General features: G+C 61.2%; 16 protein-coding genes and 1 tRNA gene. 11 read left to right on the top strand and 6 right to left on the bottom strand.

The window, feature by feature from the left end:
- Nucleotides 1-18: 18 nt before the first annotated feature.
- Nucleotides 19-1,047: an NAD(P)H-dependent glycerol-3-phosphate dehydrogenase gene (locus tag AC1MGT_RS12160; RefSeq protein WP_499500377.1), complete on the top strand. Its 1,029-nt coding sequence runs from the start codon at nucleotides 19-21 to the stop codon at nucleotides 1,045-1,047.
- A 182-nt stretch (nucleotides 1,048-1,229) separates the two neighbouring features.
- On the opposite strand, the gene AC1MGT_RS12155 is transcribed toward AC1MGT_RS12160, so the two are convergent.
- From AC1MGT_RS12155 to mscL, 4 genes are read right to left on the bottom strand one after another with little or no spacing between them, the layout of a single operon-like run.
- Nucleotides 1,230-1,571, bottom strand: coding sequence for a cupin domain-containing protein (locus AC1MGT_RS12155; protein WP_332531914.1), 342 nt, complete (start codon nucleotides 1,569-1,571; stop codon nucleotides 1,230-1,232).
- 11 nt (nucleotides 1,572-1,582) lie between these two features.
- Complete coding sequence (locus tag AC1MGT_RS12150; RefSeq protein ID WP_183554585.1) at nucleotides 1,583-2,269, bottom strand: DUF2461 domain-containing protein; 687 nt, start codon at nucleotides 2,267-2,269, stop codon at nucleotides 1,583-1,585.
- Between the two features lie 28 nt (nucleotides 2,270-2,297).
- Complete coding sequence (locus tag AC1MGT_RS12145; protein ID WP_499500376.1) at nucleotides 2,298-3,467, bottom strand: trypsin-like peptidase domain-containing protein; 1,170 nt, start codon at nucleotides 3,465-3,467, stop codon at nucleotides 2,298-2,300.
- 38 nt (nucleotides 3,468-3,505) lie between these two features.
- Nucleotides 3,506-3,919: a large conductance mechanosensitive channel protein MscL gene (gene mscL, locus AC1MGT_RS12140; RefSeq protein WP_499500375.1), complete on the bottom strand. Its 414-nt coding sequence runs from the start codon at nucleotides 3,917-3,919 to the stop codon at nucleotides 3,506-3,508.
- A gap of 224 nt (nucleotides 3,920-4,143) precedes the next feature.
- Here mscL and petA point away from each other — a divergent pair, with 224 nt between their 5' ends.
- The 6 genes from petA (at nucleotide 4,144) to AC1MGT_RS12110 (ending at nucleotide 8,420) form a co-directional block, all read left to right on the top strand.
- Nucleotides 4,144-4,758, top strand: coding sequence for a ubiquinol-cytochrome c reductase iron-sulfur subunit (gene petA / locus AC1MGT_RS12135; RefSeq protein WP_499500374.1), 615 nt, complete (start codon nucleotides 4,144-4,146; stop codon nucleotides 4,756-4,758).
- Between the two features lie 2 nt (nucleotides 4,759-4,760).
- Entirely contained in the window at nucleotides 4,761-6,173 is a 1,413-nt protein-coding gene (locus AC1MGT_RS12130; RefSeq protein ID WP_499500373.1) for a cytochrome b, read from the top strand.
- 30 nt (nucleotides 6,174-6,203) lie between these two features.
- Nucleotides 6,204-6,968, top strand: coding sequence for a cytochrome c1 (locus AC1MGT_RS12125; protein WP_499500372.1), 765 nt, complete (start codon nucleotides 6,204-6,206; stop codon nucleotides 6,966-6,968).
- Between the two features lie 98 nt (nucleotides 6,969-7,066).
- Entirely contained in the window at nucleotides 7,067-7,678 is a 612-nt protein-coding gene (locus AC1MGT_RS12120) for a glutathione S-transferase N-terminal domain-containing protein (RefSeq protein ID WP_183554595.1), read from the top strand.
- Nucleotides 7,679-7,811: 133 nt separating this feature from the next.
- The gene (locus AC1MGT_RS12115; RefSeq protein ID WP_332531908.1) at nucleotides 7,812-8,318 is read left to right on the top strand and encodes a ClpXP protease specificity-enhancing factor; all 507 of its coding nucleotides are present in this window, start codon (nucleotides 7,812-7,814) and stop codon (nucleotides 8,316-8,318) included.
- Between the two features lie 26 nt (nucleotides 8,319-8,344).
- Nucleotides 8,345-8,420 (top strand) — tRNA-Thr (locus AC1MGT_RS12110).
- Between the two features lie 105 nt (nucleotides 8,421-8,525).
- Here the strand turns inward: AC1MGT_RS12110 and AC1MGT_RS12105 are convergent.
- Together AC1MGT_RS12105 and AC1MGT_RS12100 are read right to left on the bottom strand one after the other, a co-directional pair.
- On the bottom strand, nucleotides 8,526-10,178 hold the full coding sequence (locus tag AC1MGT_RS12105) for a methyl-accepting chemotaxis protein (RefSeq protein WP_499500371.1): 1,653 nt from the start codon (nucleotides 10,176-10,178) through the stop codon (nucleotides 8,526-8,528).
- A gap of 444 nt (nucleotides 10,179-10,622) precedes the next feature.
- Nucleotides 10,623-11,630 carry a response regulator gene (locus AC1MGT_RS12100; protein WP_499500370.1) on the bottom strand — a complete coding sequence of 336 codons (1,008 nt, stop codon included), beginning with the start codon at nucleotides 11,628-11,630 and terminating at the stop codon, nucleotides 10,623-10,625.
- 410 nt (nucleotides 11,631-12,040) lie between these two features.
- On the opposite strand from AC1MGT_RS12100, the gene AC1MGT_RS12095 reads away from it, so the two are divergent.
- The 4 genes from AC1MGT_RS12095 to AC1MGT_RS12080 are packed head-to-tail and all read left to right on the top strand — an operon-like array spanning nucleotide 12,041 to nucleotide 16,095.
- Complete coding sequence (locus tag AC1MGT_RS12095; protein ID WP_499500369.1) at nucleotides 12,041-13,303, top strand: ABC transporter substrate-binding protein; 1,263 nt, start codon at nucleotides 12,041-12,043, stop codon at nucleotides 13,301-13,303.
- Between the two features lie 4 nt (nucleotides 13,304-13,307).
- On the top strand, nucleotides 13,308-14,201 hold the full coding sequence (locus AC1MGT_RS12090) for a carbohydrate ABC transporter permease (RefSeq protein WP_183554617.1): 894 nt from the start codon (nucleotides 13,308-13,310) through the stop codon (nucleotides 14,199-14,201).
- Nucleotides 14,198-15,028, top strand: a complete 831-nt coding sequence (locus tag AC1MGT_RS12085; protein ID WP_499500368.1) for a carbohydrate ABC transporter permease — start codon at nucleotides 14,198-14,200, stop codon at nucleotides 15,026-15,028. Before AC1MGT_RS12090 ends, AC1MGT_RS12085 begins: the two co-directional genes overlap by 4 nt.
- 5 nt (nucleotides 15,029-15,033) lie before the next feature.
- Nucleotides 15,034-16,095 (top strand): ABC transporter ATP-binding protein, encoded by a 1,062-nt coding sequence (locus AC1MGT_RS12080; protein WP_499500367.1) that lies wholly within the window; start codon nucleotides 15,034-15,036, stop codon nucleotides 16,093-16,095.
- Nucleotides 16,096-16,117 lie beyond the last annotated feature (22 nt).

The raw sequence follows: 16,117 nt of genomic DNA, 5'->3' as shown, positions 1-16,117 counted from the left end.
ATCCTCTGCAGGAGTTCCATGCAACAGAATAATCTCACCAAAATCACTGTCCTGGGCGCCGGCGCCTGGGGCACTGCCGTGGCCATCGCCCTGGCGGCACGCCACGACGTGCTGCTGTGGGGCCGCAATCCCCAGCAGATGCAAGACATCGACGCCGCGCGCGACAACCGCGCCTACCTGCCGGGCCATCCGCTGCCGGCATCCCTGCGTGTGAGCGCCGACTTCGACGCCGCGCTGGCCCATGTCGCCACGAGCGCGCCGGACGAAACGCCGCTCCTGATCCTGGCGTGCCCGGTCGCCGGCCTGCGCCCCCTGCTCGAACAATTGCGCGGCCGCTCGATCCCGAACGTCGTCTGGCTGTGCAAGGGCTTCGAGGCCGGCACCGCCCTGCTGCCGCACCAGGTGGTCGCGCAAGTGCTGGGCGACACAGTGCCGGGCGCGGCGCTGTCGGGCCCGTCGTTTGCCCAGGAAGTGGCGCGCGGCCTGCCATGCGCGCTGACTGTGGCATCGAGCTCACGCGCCTTGCGCGAACGCGTCGTCGCGCTGGCGCACGGCGACAACCTGCGCGTGTATTCGTGCGACGACCTGGTCGGCGTGGAAGTCGGCGGCGCCGTCAAGAACGTGATGGCCATTGCCACCGGCACATCGGACGGCCTGGGCCTGGGGCTGAACGCCCGCGCCGCGCTGATCACGCGCGGACTGGCCGAGATCACGCGCCTGGGACTGGCGCTGGGCGCGCAGCCGGGCACGTTCATGGGCCTGAGCGGCATGGGCGACCTGATCCTGACGTGTACGGGCGATCTGTCGCGCAACAGGCGCGTGGGCCTGGCGCTGGCGGAGGGCAAGGCGCTGGCCACCATCGTGGCCGAGCTGGGCCATGTGGCCGAAGGCGTTCCATGTGCCAAGGCGGTGCGCGAGCTGGCGCACAAGCTGGGCGTGGACATGCCGATCACCGAGGCGGTGGCGGGCGTGCTGTTCGATGGGGTGGATGCCGCGCAGACGGCGGCGGGCTTGCTGGCGCGCGATCCGAGGATCGAAGTCGCGTAGGGTGGATGCGGCCGGCGAGGCGGGTTACCCGTCCACGCGGCGGTCGATACCAGCGCCGCTTACATGCCGGATGATCTCGCCGCCAACCATCACCGCGTGGACGGCGTAGCCGTCCACCCTACGCATCAAGCAATTTGTTGCGGCGTGTAGTAAGCCACCAAGCAATTTGTCCGAGCCGCGTATCAGGCAGCTTGCTGCGGCCCGATCAAGATCGTCATGAGCGCCACCGCGTCCTTCACGGCGCGCACCGTGTGCGGCACACCGCCACTCAGATACACCATCTCGTTGGGCAATAGCGACGTCGTTGCACCGTGCGCATCGACGGCGATCTCGCCTTCCAGGCACAGCACCGTCACTTCACCATCGACCCGGTGTTCGGGGATGGGGCGTTCCACCGGCAGCACCAGCCGGATCAGTTCCATATGCTCGGTCTTGACCAGGGCCACCGAGGTGAAATGGGCGATATCGTTATCGCCGCGTTGCAATGCGATTTTCTCGCCGGATGTAGCGTGATGCAAGGCCATGTCGCCCTCCTCTATTCGTCGTGTTGTTCTGGAACGCTGCGCAGCCAGGTGACCAGCGCAAATGCGTCCTTGAATCCCTGCGCCAGTTGCGGCACCAGTTTTTCCGGCGCATTGAGCGCCAGATCGACTTCGGTCCACACGAAGAAGCTTTTCAGCTTCAGGTATTCGACATGCGGATGATCCGCATCGAAACCCTTTGGTGGACGCTGCAACTTGTCCTCGTCCAGGAGGTCACCATAGGTGGCGCGGAGATGCTTATTCTTCAACATTTTGCCAAAACCCGTCGCATCGTTGACCACATGCTCGCGAATGGCCTTCAGGCGCGGCGGTGGCGGCAGGTATTCGCCGACGCCAAAACCGAGCTTGCCGTTGGCATCGATCTGGAAATAATAAGTCGAGCCACCGCCGGCACTTGGCCGGCGCTTGTCGTTCGGCGTGATGCCGGCCGAGAAGCGCGTCTTGTACGGCGTCTTGTTCTTTGAAAAGCGGATGTCGCGGTTGATGCGGAACATCGCCTTCTTCGGGTTGCAGGCCGCGACCTGCTTGTCGAAGGCCGTGATGGCCCGGATCAGTTCAGTAACAACCTCCTGGAATTCTTCGCGCAGGATATCGTAGCGCGGCTTGTTCATGATGAACCACGGGCGGTTATTGCTCTCGGTCAGTTCGTTCAGGTATTGCGTCAGGTCGCGCAGGTGCATGTGGGTCCGAAAATAGAATTCAAAAAGTTCAGGGCGTCTGGCGTGGACGGCGCCCGACCTTGACGGCGATCGCTGTTTCGCGCCCCTGGCGCACGATCGTCATCGGTACGGACGCGCCCGGCTCGAGCTGGGCCACCAGCTTGAGCATCTCGCTCGTATCAGCCACTTTTTTACCAGCAACTGCCACCAGGATGTCGCCCGGCTGAATCCCGGCGCGCTCGGCCGGCCCGCCGCGCACCACGCCGGCAATCATGGCGCCGCTACGTTTTGACAAGCCAAAGCTCTCGACCATTTCGGGCGTGATGTCCTGTGACTCGATGCCGATCCAGCCGCGCACCACCTCACCGTTCTTGACGATGGCGTCCAGCACGCTCTTGGCGGTGGACACGGGAATGGCAAACCCGATGCCCACCGAGCCGCCGCTCTGCGAATAGATCGCCGAGTTGATGCCCAGCAAGTGGCCGTTGGTATCGACCAGCGCCCCGCCCGAGTTGCCGAAGTTGATCGCGGCATCGGTCTGGATGAAATTTTCGACGTGGTTGATGTGCAGGTTGTTGCGGCCCAGCGCCGAGATGATTCCCATCGTCACCGTCTGGCCGACACCGAACGGGTTGCCGATGGCCAGCACGACATCCCCCACGCGCGCCAGTTCCGGGTCACCCAATACCATCACCGGCAAGTTGCGCTCCTTGATGCGGATCACGGCCAGGTCGGTTTCCGGATCGGTGCCGACCAGCGTTGCCGCTGCCTTGCGGCCATCGGCCAGGCCCACCTCGATCGCATCGGCGCCATCGATCACATGGAAATTGGTGACGATGTAACCGTCGCTGCTGACGATGACGCCCGAGCCAAGGCTGGCCAGCTGCTCGGCCTGCGGCGCGCGGTCGCCGCCGAAGAAGCGGCGAAACAGCGGGTCTTTCAGCAGCGGATGCGCTTCGCGCGACGCCTTGCTCGTGTAGATATTGACCACCGACGACATCGCCTTGGCGGCAGCGTCGCGGTAGCTGCCGGTAGCGGGCCGGGGCGGCGCCTGCAGCATCGGCACCGGTTTGCCGGGCGCGCCCACCTGCACTTGCTTCGGCGCCGGCGTCGATTCGAGCCAGGCCGGCCGCAACGCGGCCACGACAAACCAGATGGCCAGCGCCACCGTGACCGTTTGCGCAAACAGCAGCCATGAACGGACCCAGAAGCGCCGCAACGGATGCGGGGGCCTTATGTCGCGGACGATGTCATCTTTCACTTTTTAAGGGCGTCCCGGATCTCGCGCAGCAGCAGCACGTCTTCGGGCGTGGCAGCCGGTGTCGGCGCTTCGACGGGGCCGCGCAGGCGGTTCATCAAGCGCACCATCTGAAAGATGACAAATGCAAGAAGGATAAAGTTCAGCATGATCGTCAAGAAATTACCGTATGCCAGCACGGCGCCCGCCTTTTGCGCCTCGGCAAGTGGTAGGTTATAGCCCTGGCCATTGAGGGGGATGTAATAATTGGCGAAATCAAGACCGCCGAACAGCGCGCCGATCGGCGGCATGATGACATCCTTGACCAGCGAATCGACGATGCGGCCAAAGGCCCCACCGATGATCACGCCGACGGCCAGGTCCATCACATTGCCCCGCATCGCAAACTTCTTGAATTCGTCCATCATTGCCATGATTAACCCCTCTCATTGTTCTTGAAATAAGTAATCGCATGATAACCGATGCCTCTCGGCGGCGGTGTCCAGCGGGGTGCCGGGATGGTGCAAAAGACCATTTTCGCAAGGCGTGTAGGCGAGACAATATTTTTTCTATAGGTGTTGCCGTTCACATATAATTTTGCAAGCTGGAAGCTCGGACTTAATTCTTATAATTCGTATATTCACGGAGTGGGGTTGGTATGAGTACTCAAAAGCAGGTCGATCCTGGTCGACGGGGCTTGCTGGTCGCGACATGCGCCGCAGGCGGCGTCGTCGGCGTGGCCACGGCGGGAGCCCTGGTCAGCACCTTCCAGCCATCCGAGCGCGCCAAGGCCGCAGGCGCGCCGGTTGAAGTCGATATCGGCGACGTCGCCCCCGGCGAAATGAAAGTCGTCGAATGGCGCGGCAAGCCGGTCTGGATCCTGCGCCGTACCCCTGCCATGATGGCCACGCTCGAAAAAGACCAGGACGAACTGGCCGACCCCGCCTCCGAAAAGATATTCCAGCTCGAGATGCCGGAATACTGCAAGAATCCCTACCGCGCACGCGTCGAACACAAGGAAGTTCTTGTCACCGTGGGCATCTGCTCGCACCTTGGCTGTTCGCCCTCGTCGCGCCTGGCCGCCGGCCCGCAGCCGAACCTTCCCAGCGACTGGCCCGGCGGCTTCCTGTGCCCCTGCCATGGCTCGACCTTCGATTTGTCGGCACGCGTCTTCAAGAACAAGCCGGCGCCGACGAATATGGACGTTCCCCCGTACATGTATCTCTCCGACAGCAGGATCGTGATCGGCAAAGACGAGAAAGGCGAGGCATAACCATGGGCGCGTTCAAGGAGACAAAGCTGCCCGCCGATGCACCGGCGGCCCAGAAGGCACTGGCCTGGGTCGACGACCGCTTTCCGGCCAGCAAGCTGTGGAACGATCAGTGGGGCAAGTACCACGCGCCCAAGAATTTCAACGTCTGGTATCTGTTTGGTTCGCTCTCGGCCCTCGTGCTGGTGCTGCAGATCGTCACCGGCATTTTTCTCACGATGCACTACAAGCCCGACGCGGCGCTGGCCTTCGGCTCGGTCGAGTACATCATGCGCGAAGTGCCGTGGGGCTGGCTGGTGCGCTACATGCACTCGACCGGCGCGTCGGCCTTCTTCATCGTCGTCTACCTGCACATGGCGCGCGGCCTCATGTATGGCTCGTACCGCAAGCCGCGTGAACTGGTCTGGCTGTTCGGCTTCGGCATCTTTTTGTGCCTGATGGCCGAGGCATTCTTCGGCTACCTGCTGCCGTGGGGCCAGATGTCGTACTGGGGCGCGCAGGTGATCGTCAACCTGTTCGGCGCAATTCCCGTGATCGGCAGTGACCTGTCGCTGTGGATCCGCGGCGACTACGTGGTGTCGGACGCCACGCTGAACCGTTTCTTCGCCTTCCACGTGATCGCCCTGCCCCTGGTCATCATCGGTCTGGTGGTGGCCCACCTGACGGCGCTGCACGAAGTGGGCTCGAACAATCCGGACGGCATCGAAGTCAAGGACCACATCGGCCCGGACGGCTACCCGCTCGACACGATCCCGTCGCACCCGTACTACACCACCAAGGATCTGTTCGGTGTGAGCGTGTTCCTGCTGCTGTTCTCGGCGGTCGTGTTCTTCGCACCTGAGATGGGCGGCTACTTCCTCGAGTACAACAACTTCCTGCCGGCCGACTCGATGAAGACCCCGTCGCACATCGCGCCGACCTGGTACTTCACGCCGTTCTATTCGGTGCTGCGCGCCACCACGGCCGACTTCATGTATGTGCTGATGGCAGCGGTCGCCGCCTACGTCGTCTTCATCTGGTTCAAGTCGCGCCTGGCCTTCACGACCAAGGCAATCATCGCCGTGATCGGGCTGCTGGTAATCATCGGCATGCTGCCGCAGGTGCTCGACGCTAAGTTCTGGGGTGTGGTGCTGTTCGGTTCATCAGTGATGATCATTGCCGGCATGCCATGGCTGGACCACTCACCGGCCCGCTCGCTGCGCTACCGCCCGGACTGGCACAAGTGGGTGTATGCGGTGTTTGCCGTGGTGTTCGTGACGCTGGGCTACCTGGGCACGCAATTGCCGACGGCCGCGTTCACGCTGATCTCGCAAGTGTGCACGCTGGCGTACTTCGGGTTCTTCCTCCTGATGCCGTGGTGGAGCACGATGGGCACCTTCAAGCCGGTGCCGACCCGTGTCACCTTCACCCCGCACTGACGCCTTCGGACCCGCGCACAAGGACATCCCATGACATTGCTTGTGAAAAAATTGCTCGCCATCCTGGCCCTGACGCCCGGCCTGGCATTCGCCGCCGAAGGCAGCTTCCCGCTCGACCGCGCCCCGGACCGCGCCGACCTGGCGTCACTGCAAAACGGCGCCAAACTGTTCGTCAACCACTGCCTCAATTGCCACTCGGCCGCGTCAATGCGCTACAACCGCCTGCGCGACCTGGGCCTGACAGATGACCAGATCCGGCAAAACTTGTTGTTTTCTGCCGACAAGGTCGGCGACATGATGACCACGGCCATGCGACCGAACGATGCCAAGGCCTGGTTCGGCGCCGTGCCGCCGGATTTGTCGGTGATCGCGCGCGCCAAGGCGTCGCCGGGCGGCTCGGGCGCCGACTACCTGTACACCTATCTGCGTACGTTCTACCAGGACGAGACGCGCCCGACCGGCTGGAACAATATGGTGGTGCCGAATGTCGCGATGCCGCACGCCATGTGGCTGCAGCAGGGGATTCGCACGGCAAAGTTCACGGAGCAGCCCGATCCGCATGAGTCCGGCAAGATGGTCCACACCTTCGCCGGCTTCGAGCAAGTGAGCCCCGGCACCATGACCCAGCAGGAGTTCAACACGGCCACGGCCGACCTGGTCGCCTACATGGTCTGGATGGCCGAACCGGCGCAGGCGACACGCAAGCGATTGGGGGCATTCGTGCTCCTGTTCCTGACGATTTTCGCCTTTTTGGCCTGGCGATTGAATGAATCGTACTGGAAAGAAGTGAAGTAATTCGCTTTCGTTGTCCGGTTGGCTATAATACGGGCAATCATTTCTCTGGGGTGAGTGCTCGGCGCTGCACCCCTTTGTTTCTTAAGGAACTATAAACCATGATGGTTCTCTACTCCGGCACCACGTGCCCGTTCTCCCAACGCTGCCGCCTCGTCCTGTTCGAAAAGGGCATGGACTTCGAAGTGCGCGACGTCGACCTGTTCAACAAGCCGGAAGATATTTCGACGATGAACCCGTACGGCCAGGTGCCTATCCTGGTCGAGCGCGAACTGATCCTGTACGAATCGAACATCATCAACGAGTACATCGACGAGCGCTTCCCGCATCCGCAACTGATGCCGGCCGACCCGCTGATGCGCGCCCGTGCCCGCCTGATGCTGTTCAACTTCGAAAAAGAGCTGTTCGTCCACGTGCACACGCTGGAAAGCGAGCGCAACAAGTCGAACGACAAGATCCACGACAAGGCCCGCACCGAAATCCGCGACCGCCTGACCACGCTGGCACCGCTGTTCCTGAAGAACAAGTACATGCTGGGTGACGAGTTCTCGATGCTCGACGTGGCCATCGCGCCGCTGCTCTGGCGTCTGGACCACTACGGCATCGAACTGTCGAAGACGGCTGCACCGTTGATGAAGTACGCCGAGCGCATCTTCTCGCGCCCTGCCTACATCGAGGCGCTGACCCCGTCCGAGAAAGTGATGCGTCGTTGATGGACCTGGGGCGGGCTTATTCCCGCCCCCTGTTGTCAGCCGCACCGTACGCGCCGGAATCGGACGTTCTTCGGGCGAATCCGATAGACTGGCGCGAACGCCCGTTTTGCCTGTATTGCTAGCCCATACCACCATGTCAGAGATCTCCACCAAACCCTACCTGCTGCGCGCCATCTACGAATGGTGCACCGACAGTGGCTTTACGCCTTACCTCGCAGTCAAGGTCGATGGATCGACGACGGTGCCGATGGAATACGTCCGCAAGGGCGAGATCATCCTGAACATCAGCTTCGGCGCCACCTCGGCACTGAAGATGGATAACGACGCAGTTCACTTCCGTGCACGCTTCAACGGCGTGTCGCGCGAGATCTATATCCCTGTACACAATGTGCTGGCGATTTATGCCAACGAGAATGGCCAGGGGATGGCGTTTGAAGTGGGTGCATTGCCTGCTGCGTCGTCGGATGGATCGGCGCCAGAAGTGGGTACGGCGCCTGCGGGGCCATCGCTGTCAGCGGTGCCGTCCAAGGGCGTGGATTCGCCGGTGGTGCCGGATACGGAAGTGTCTGCCCCTCCGTCGGGTGGCGATGACGAGCCACCGAAGAAGGGTGGACGACCGACCCTCACGCGGATCAAATAGCGTATAATTCTTGCTCTAAAGATCACGCCGGCTTAGCTCATTTGGTAGAGCAGTTGATTTGTAATCATCAGGTGGCCAGTTCGAAACCGGCAGCCGGCACCAGTTAGTCAGTAAAAAGCCCAATCCTCAGGATTGGGCTTTTTGCTTTCTGGGCACCATGTAGCCTGGATCAACGTGAGAACCGGATCATTCCACGGTCACATAGGGTCACGCCACCGCTTGCAGTTGCAGTGGCGACTGTGTTCGGCGATTGGATGGCACCTTGCCTGCGTCACTGGTCATATCGTTGCCCCCTGCAACTTTAAATACTGACACTGCCGACACCAGGCTATGCGCCTGCTGGTTCAGCGCATCTGCGGCATCGGCCATCTGCTCGACCAGTGATGCGTTTTGCTGGGTGCCTTGATCCAGTGCCATGACGGTCTCGCCAACGCTGCTGATGCTCATGGTCTGCTCACGGGTGGCCGTGCTGATTTCGCTGATCAGCTCAGCAACGCTCTTTACTTCGCTGACGATGGCGGTCATTGCTTCACCAGCGTTTGACACCATGCCCGCTCCCGAGCCGATCATGCCGACGCTGTCAATAATCAGTACCTTGATTTCCTTGGCCGCCTGTGCGCTGCGTTGCGCCAGTGCGCGAACCTCACTCGCCACGACGGCAAACCCCCTGCCCTGCTCACCCGCACGGGCCGCCTCGACTGCGGCGTTCAACGCAAGGATGTTGGTCTGGAAGGCGATTCCGTCAATTACAGAAATGATGTCTTCAATCTTTTTGGAGCTCGCCGTGATTTTTTGCATGGTGATGACAACTTCGTCGACCATGGTACCGCCGTTTTCGGCAGCGGCGCGCGCACTCAACGCCAAGTCACTGGCACGGGCCGCGGTGTCGGCATTGACCCGAATAGTCCCGGTAATTTTCTCCATCGCGTTTGCACTTTCCTGCAACTGCCTGGCCTGCTCCAGAGTCCGCGCCGACAAATCTTTATTTCGATCAGCAATCTCTGTTGAACCGGACTCGATCGTATCGGAGGAACGACGGACACTATGTACGATGGTTGCCAATGATTGCTGCATCTCTCCAAGTGACGCCATGACGCTGTTTGCCGGCGCGGTTGCTGCTTCCGGTAACGTACCCAGGTCCCCGGACCGGACCTGATTCGCGGCTTTTCTCAAATCGTGAGGATCGGCGCCCAAAGAGCGATGCAAGCTGCGTTTTATCAAGCGTGAAAGTGCAATCGCCGTGACTACGGCAACTAGCGACACGCAGATCAACAACAAACGCTTGGCGCGGAATTTTTCAGCTGATTTCTGGATTTCACCTTCTGCCGAACTAGTGATCAATTTTGCATATGCGCCCACCGTAGCGATCAGCTTCTTTAATAGTGGCTGGCACTCGGCATTCATTTTTTCAGTTGCTTCAGATTTCTTGCCGTTCAGCGCCATCTCGACGATAGACAGCGCAATAGGGCCATAACGCTGCTCAATACGGACCAACTCATCGTAGAGTTGATGCTCTTTTGGCGTCGCTTTATTATCCAGATCAAGCAATCTTTTCAGCAACGCCATACGGTCTTTTACACGCTCGTGGGCGGCCATCACTGCAGCCTTTTCTGCAGCGATGTCGGCAGGCGTATTCAATAAAATAAGATTGCGCGCTGCAATTGCCCTTGCGCTGACTGATGATCTAACATCACGCGCAACACTGCCGCGGTTGAACTCATCACCAACAAAACCGTCGAAGTTGGACTGGGCTTCACTCAAGCTGAATACTGCCAGCGCAGATATGGCCACAATAATTGAAACTAGAGTCGCAAAAGCGATTGTCAGTTGCCGACTAAGACGCTGCTTGAAAAAGTACATGATGACTCCGAATTAAGAAACACCATACTGTCGGTTATATTTGTTCCAAGCAGAATGACGTAGTTCGACAAGCCGATTCTAATCTCTTGTGAAAATAGAACGTTTATCAGGCATTTGCCAAGAATAGAAGAAATGAAACAAGCGGTTGGCATCCCCGCATGTATTTCAAGGCGGGGGCGAGTGTATATATACACTGCCATTGCAGCAGGTATGAAAAGGCACTCGTAGCATAGATCTCCCAGCGCGTGAATGTGAGCGGTGACTATGTACCAAGCTTATCGCAATTTCTCATGGGAAAGTTGCACCTCGCCACTATTATCATGCCACTGTGTAGCAAAAGTCCGACAAATGCGGTTCAGCTTAATGCCATCTTCTGCGAGGGTTAACCCTGCATCCTGGTCATCATTTTTAAAAAGCCATCCTTCAGGTTGGGCTTTTTCTGGATCATCCCTGACGAGGGTGCAGCTCGCTACTCCGCGCATCCCATGTCTGCTGTATGTCGAGCAACTCCGGCAGCATCCTGTGAAACACCGCCACCAGCGCCGGATCGAAATCCGTCCCTGAGCGGCCATCCACATAGGCCACGATTTTGTCGACAGGCCAGGGTTCCTTGTACGGGCGCTTGATGCTCAGGGCGTCGAACACGTCGGCGAGCGCCACCAGGCGCGCCGATTGGGGAATGGCCTCGCCGGCCAGGCCGGCCGGATAGCCGCTGCCATCCCACTTCTCATGGTGATACAACGCCACCTCGGCGGCGAGCTGGAACACCTGCGCTGCGCTTTTGCTCAGAATGTCGTAGCCAATTTGTGGATGGGTTTTCATGATGGCCCACTCGGCGTCGTCCAGTGGACCGGGTTTGCGCAGGATGGACTGGGGAATGCCTATCTTGCCGGTGTCATGCATCGGCGCCGCCAGTTCGAGTTGCTCGCTGTCTTCGGCGCTCCACCCTGCCCCTTTGGCAAGCGCCTTTGCGTAGGCGGCCATGCGCCAGATATGCGCACCGGTATCGGTATCGTTGAAATGCCCTGCCTGGCCCAGCATCGAGATCGCCTCGCGGTAACTCCTGGCCAGCAATTCCGCGCGCACCTGGGATAAATGGCTGGCGACGCGCGCGCGCACGATCGGCGGCGACACGGGTTTCGTGATGTAGTCGACCCCACCAGCGAAAAACCCGGCTGCTTCATTCACAGGGTCCGCGTAGGACGTCACGAAAATGACCTGGATGGTCCCGGTCGTATCGCTCTGCTTGATTTTAAGGCAGAGGTCATAGCCGTTGATGTCTGGCAGGCCGATGTCCAGCAACACCATGGCCGGCCGATGCTTGTGCAGCGCCGCCATTGTTTCGGCGCCGTTGCGGGCAAACACCAGCGTGTAGTCATCGCTGAGCACCTTGCGCATCATGGCAAGGTTGGCGGGCTCATCGTCGACAAGTAAAATGGTCGGGCGACTCATGGGTTGCTGACATGCGCAATGGTCAGCGCGATTGATCTTGCGCGGGCGTGGCAGGCAAACAGGCCTGCCCGATCAACGTAGATCCCGAGGTATCGTACACGTGGAAATATTTTCGAATTTCTCAACATGCCTCCGAAGCGTCGTGCAACCGCCAGGTGCGGCAACCACCTTTTTCGCCGCTTGAAAGATTAACTATTACTCTACACGAGGAAGAAAACCATGTGCATTTTTTCCGCTTCGATCGCTGCCTGATTTCGGACTTGCGTACGTTGCCCATGGCAGAACGTTCCTCCAACAATTACAATCCGCAAGTTTAGTTTGACCGTCAATTGACCCGATGCTATAGTCGGGCAAAGCCAATGGTAACGTTTCCAACGTGCCAAAAAAACATGGCACTGAACGGAGACAAGATGGTCAAATCCCGCAACCTGGCAGCAGCCTGCGCATGGTTGTGCGCCGCTGCAGGTGCGCTGAGTATCGTGCTCGGCAGCGCGCCAGCCAGTGCGGCCGCACCGAAAGCAGAAGTCATCCACTGGTGGACCTCGGGCGGCGAATCGAACGCCGTCAAGCAGGTCGCCCAGGCGTTTCGCAATGCCGGCGGCGTGTGGGTCGACAGCGCCATCGCGGGCGGCGACCAGTCGCGCGCCGTCACCATCAACCGCATCATCGGCGGCAACCCGCCGACTGCTGCGCAGTTCAACACCTCCAAGCAGTTCACCGATGTCATCGAGCAGAATATGCTCAACAATGTCGACGCCGTCGCCAAGGCCCAGGACTGGGACCGCATCCTGCCCGAGCCGCTGATCGACGTCATCAAGCACGATGGCCACTACTACGCGGTGCCGCTCAATATCCACATGCAGACGTGGATCTGGTACTCGAAAGCCGCCTTCAAGAAAGCTGGCATCACGCGCGAACCGGCGAGCATGCCGGAACTCTTCGCGGCGCTCGACAAGCTCAAGGCCGCAGGTCTCATCCCACTGGCTCACGGTGGCCAGTCGTGGCAGGAGACCGTGCTGTTCTCGGCTTTACTCGCCAATATCGGCGGGCGCGATCTGTATCTGAAAGTGATCCGCGACCGTGACCAGGCCACGATCCTCTCGCCTGCCTTTCGCGACGTGCTGCTGGCCTTCAAGCGCATGAAGTCGTACGTCGATCCGGGCGCGCCGGGACGCAACTGGAACGATGCGACGGCGCTGGTCATCAGTGGCCGCGCGGGCTTTCAGGTGATGGGTGACTGGGCCAAGGGCGAATTCACCAATGCCGGCCAGCTGCCCGGAAAGCACTATGGCTGCATCGCCGGCCTCAAGCCCGACACGCCTTACCTGATGCAGGGCGACGTCTTCGTTTTCCCGCGCACCGACAAGCCGGACGCCATCAAGGCCCAGCAACTGCTGGCGCAAGTCGTCTCGCAGCCCGCATTGCAGATCGCGTTCAGCAAGCTGAAAGGCTCGATCCCGGTGCGCCTGGATGCCCAGTCCAGTGAGCTCGACCTGTGCGCGCAAAAGGGCGTGGCCATCATCAAGGACCGCTCGCGCCAGGTCGGCGTGACAGAGGTCTATCTGACGCCCGACCAGAACGGGGCAATGCAGGACATCCTGACCGCGTACTGGAATATGGACACGCGCGTCGAGAAGGTCCAGCGCAGCATTGCCCGCGCCTTGAAGTACTGACGCCATGCACGCATCCCGACTCTCCCGGCACCTCAGTCCCCATATCGCCCTGCTGCCGATGGCGCTGACGGTGCTGCTGGCCTACGTCGGCGGCGCGCTGTGGACCCTGCGCACGTCGTTCACGGCGTCGCGCACCTTCCCGTCCGATAAATTCATCGGCGTGGCGCAGTACGTGCGCTTGTTTGACAACGAGCGCTGGCTGCTGTCGCTGCATAACCTGGCCATCTACGGCGCGGTGTTCATCGTCGCCTGCATGGTCATCGGCTTCCTGCTGGCCGTGTTCATCGACCAGAACGTCAAGGGCGAAGGCCTGCTGCGCACCGTGTTCCTGTATCCGTATGCGATGTCGTTCATCGCCACGGGTCTGGTGTGGCAATGGCTGCTGGCGCCAGGCAGCGGCATCGAAGGCGCCGTGCGCCAGCTGGGCTTCCCCGGGTTTTCGTTCGACTGGATCGTGCACCAGGACCTGGTGATCTACACCGTCGTCATCGCCACCGTGTGGCAGGCCTCGGGCCTGGTCATGGCGCTGATGCTGGCCGGCCTGCGCGGCATCGATCCCGAGATTTACAAGGCCGCGCGGCTGGATGGCATTCCGGCCTGGCGCGTGTACCTGCAGATCGTGCTGCCGATGCTCGGCCCCACCGTGGCGACCGTGTTCCTGCTGCTCTCGACCGCCGTCGTCAAGCTGTTCGACGCCGTGGTCGCAATGACGCAGGGCGGCCCTGGCATCGCCAGCGAAGTGCCGGCCAAGTTCATCATGGACCACCTGTTCCTGCGCTCGAACATCGGCCTCGCATCGGCCGGCGCCGTGACGCTGCTGGTGCCGGTGCTGGCACTGCTCGCGCCGTATGCGTATGCGCGCAGCCGCCGCGCGCGTTTGAACGGAGGGCACGCATGACAGCGCGCCTCTCCCCTGCCCGCATCGGCGTCTACGCTTTTCTGCTGAGCGCCGCGCTGTTCTTTTTGCTGCCGCTGTATGTCATGGTCATCACGTCGTTCAAGCCGATGACCGAGATCAGGATGGGCAACGTGTTCGCCCTGCCCGGCGTGGCCACGCTCGATCCGTGGCGCGCAGCCTGGGGCGCGGTCAGCCAGGGCTTCTGGAATTCGGTGGCGATCGCCGTGCCCAGCACCGTGATCCCGATCCTGCTTGGCGCGATCAACGGTTATGCGCTGTCGTTCTGGCGCCCGCGTGGCGCGAACCTGCTGTTCGGCGTGCTGCTGGCCGGCGCCTTCATTCCGGTGCAGGTCATGATTTATCCACTGGTGTGGATGATGGCGCATGCCGGCGTCTTCGGCTCGCTGCCGGCGATCGTCGTCGTGCACGTCATCTTCGGCATGCCGCTCATGACGCTGCTGTTCCGGAATTACTATGCGTCGGTGCCGCACGAGCTGTTCCAGGCCGCGCGCATCGATGGCGGCGGTTTCTGGCGCATCTTCCTGCAGGTGATGCTGCCGATGTCGCTGCCGATCATCGTGGTCGCTGCGATCATGCAGGTCACGGGTGTCTGGAACGATTACATCCTGGGCCTGGTGTTCGCTGGCCGGGAGAACCTGCCGATGACAGTGCAGCTCAATAACGTGATCAACACCACTACCGGCACCCGCATGTACAACGTGAACATGGCCGCCACCATCCTGACGGCCGCCGTGCCGCTGGTGATCTACTTCATCTCCGGACGCTGGTTCGTGCGCGGTATCGCTGCCGGCGCCGTGAAAGGCTGACCCTCATGTCGAATGTCCATCTGCGCAAACTGTGCATCACCCGCGGCAATAACGAGATCATCCGCGACCTCGATCTGGAGATCGCACCGGGCGAATTTCTCGTGCTGCTCGGCCCATCGGGCTGCGGCAAGTCCACGCTGTTGCACAGCATCGCGGGCCTGATCGACGTCTCGGGTGGCGCCATCGAAATCGGCGGGCGCGACATGAGCCACGCCGATCCGAGCGAGCGCGGGATCGGCATGGTGTTCCAGTCGTACGCGCTGTATCCGACGATGACGGTCGAGAAGAACATGTCGTTCGGCCTGCGCATCGCCGGCACGCCGAAGGCGGAAGTGACGCGCCGCGTGCGCCACACGGCCGAGATGCTGCAGCTGGGCGCCCTGCTCGATCGCAAACCGGCGCAGCTCTCCGGTGGCCAGCGCCAGCGCGTCGCGATCGGGCGCGCGCTCGTGCGCGAAGCGGGCGTGTACCTGTTCGACGAGCCGCTGTCGAACCTGGACGCCAAGCTGCGCGCCGAACTGCGGCGCGAACTCAAGCTGCTGCACCAGCGTCTGGGATCGACGATGATCTACGTGACGCACGACCAGGCCGAGGCGATGACGCTCGCGACCCGCATCGTCGTGATGCAGGGCGGCCGCATCCAGCAGATCGGTACCCCGGCCGAGGTCTACGAGACGCCGGCAAACCGTTTCGTGGCGGGCTTTCTCGGTTCGCCGTCGATGAATTTTATTGACGGCAGCATCGATGCGGCCGGGCGCTTCAGCGCCGGAGGCGTCACGCTGCAACTGGCAGGTGCCGTTGCGGCGGGCGCCGTGACGCTGGCCGCGCGTCCCGAACATCTCCGGATCGACGAGCAGGGCGCGCTGCAGGCCAGCGTCACGCTGGTCGAGCCGATGGGCAATCACCAGGTCGTGTGGCTCGATTGCGCCGGGCAGGTATTGTCCGCCATCGTGCACGATGCGCGGCCGCTGGCAGCCGGTCAATCGGTGCGCTTTGCGATCGATGCGCAGCGGGTGTCGTTGTTCGACGGGTCCACCGGCAATCGGCTGCAATCAGGGATGCCATAGTCAGATGAATACAGTATGCTTG

The sequence above is a fragment of the Telluria sp. BA11 genome, assembly GCF_056680305.1.
Note: the sequence above shows the minus strand (reverse complement) of the source record. Positions and strands in the feature narration are given on the sequence as shown.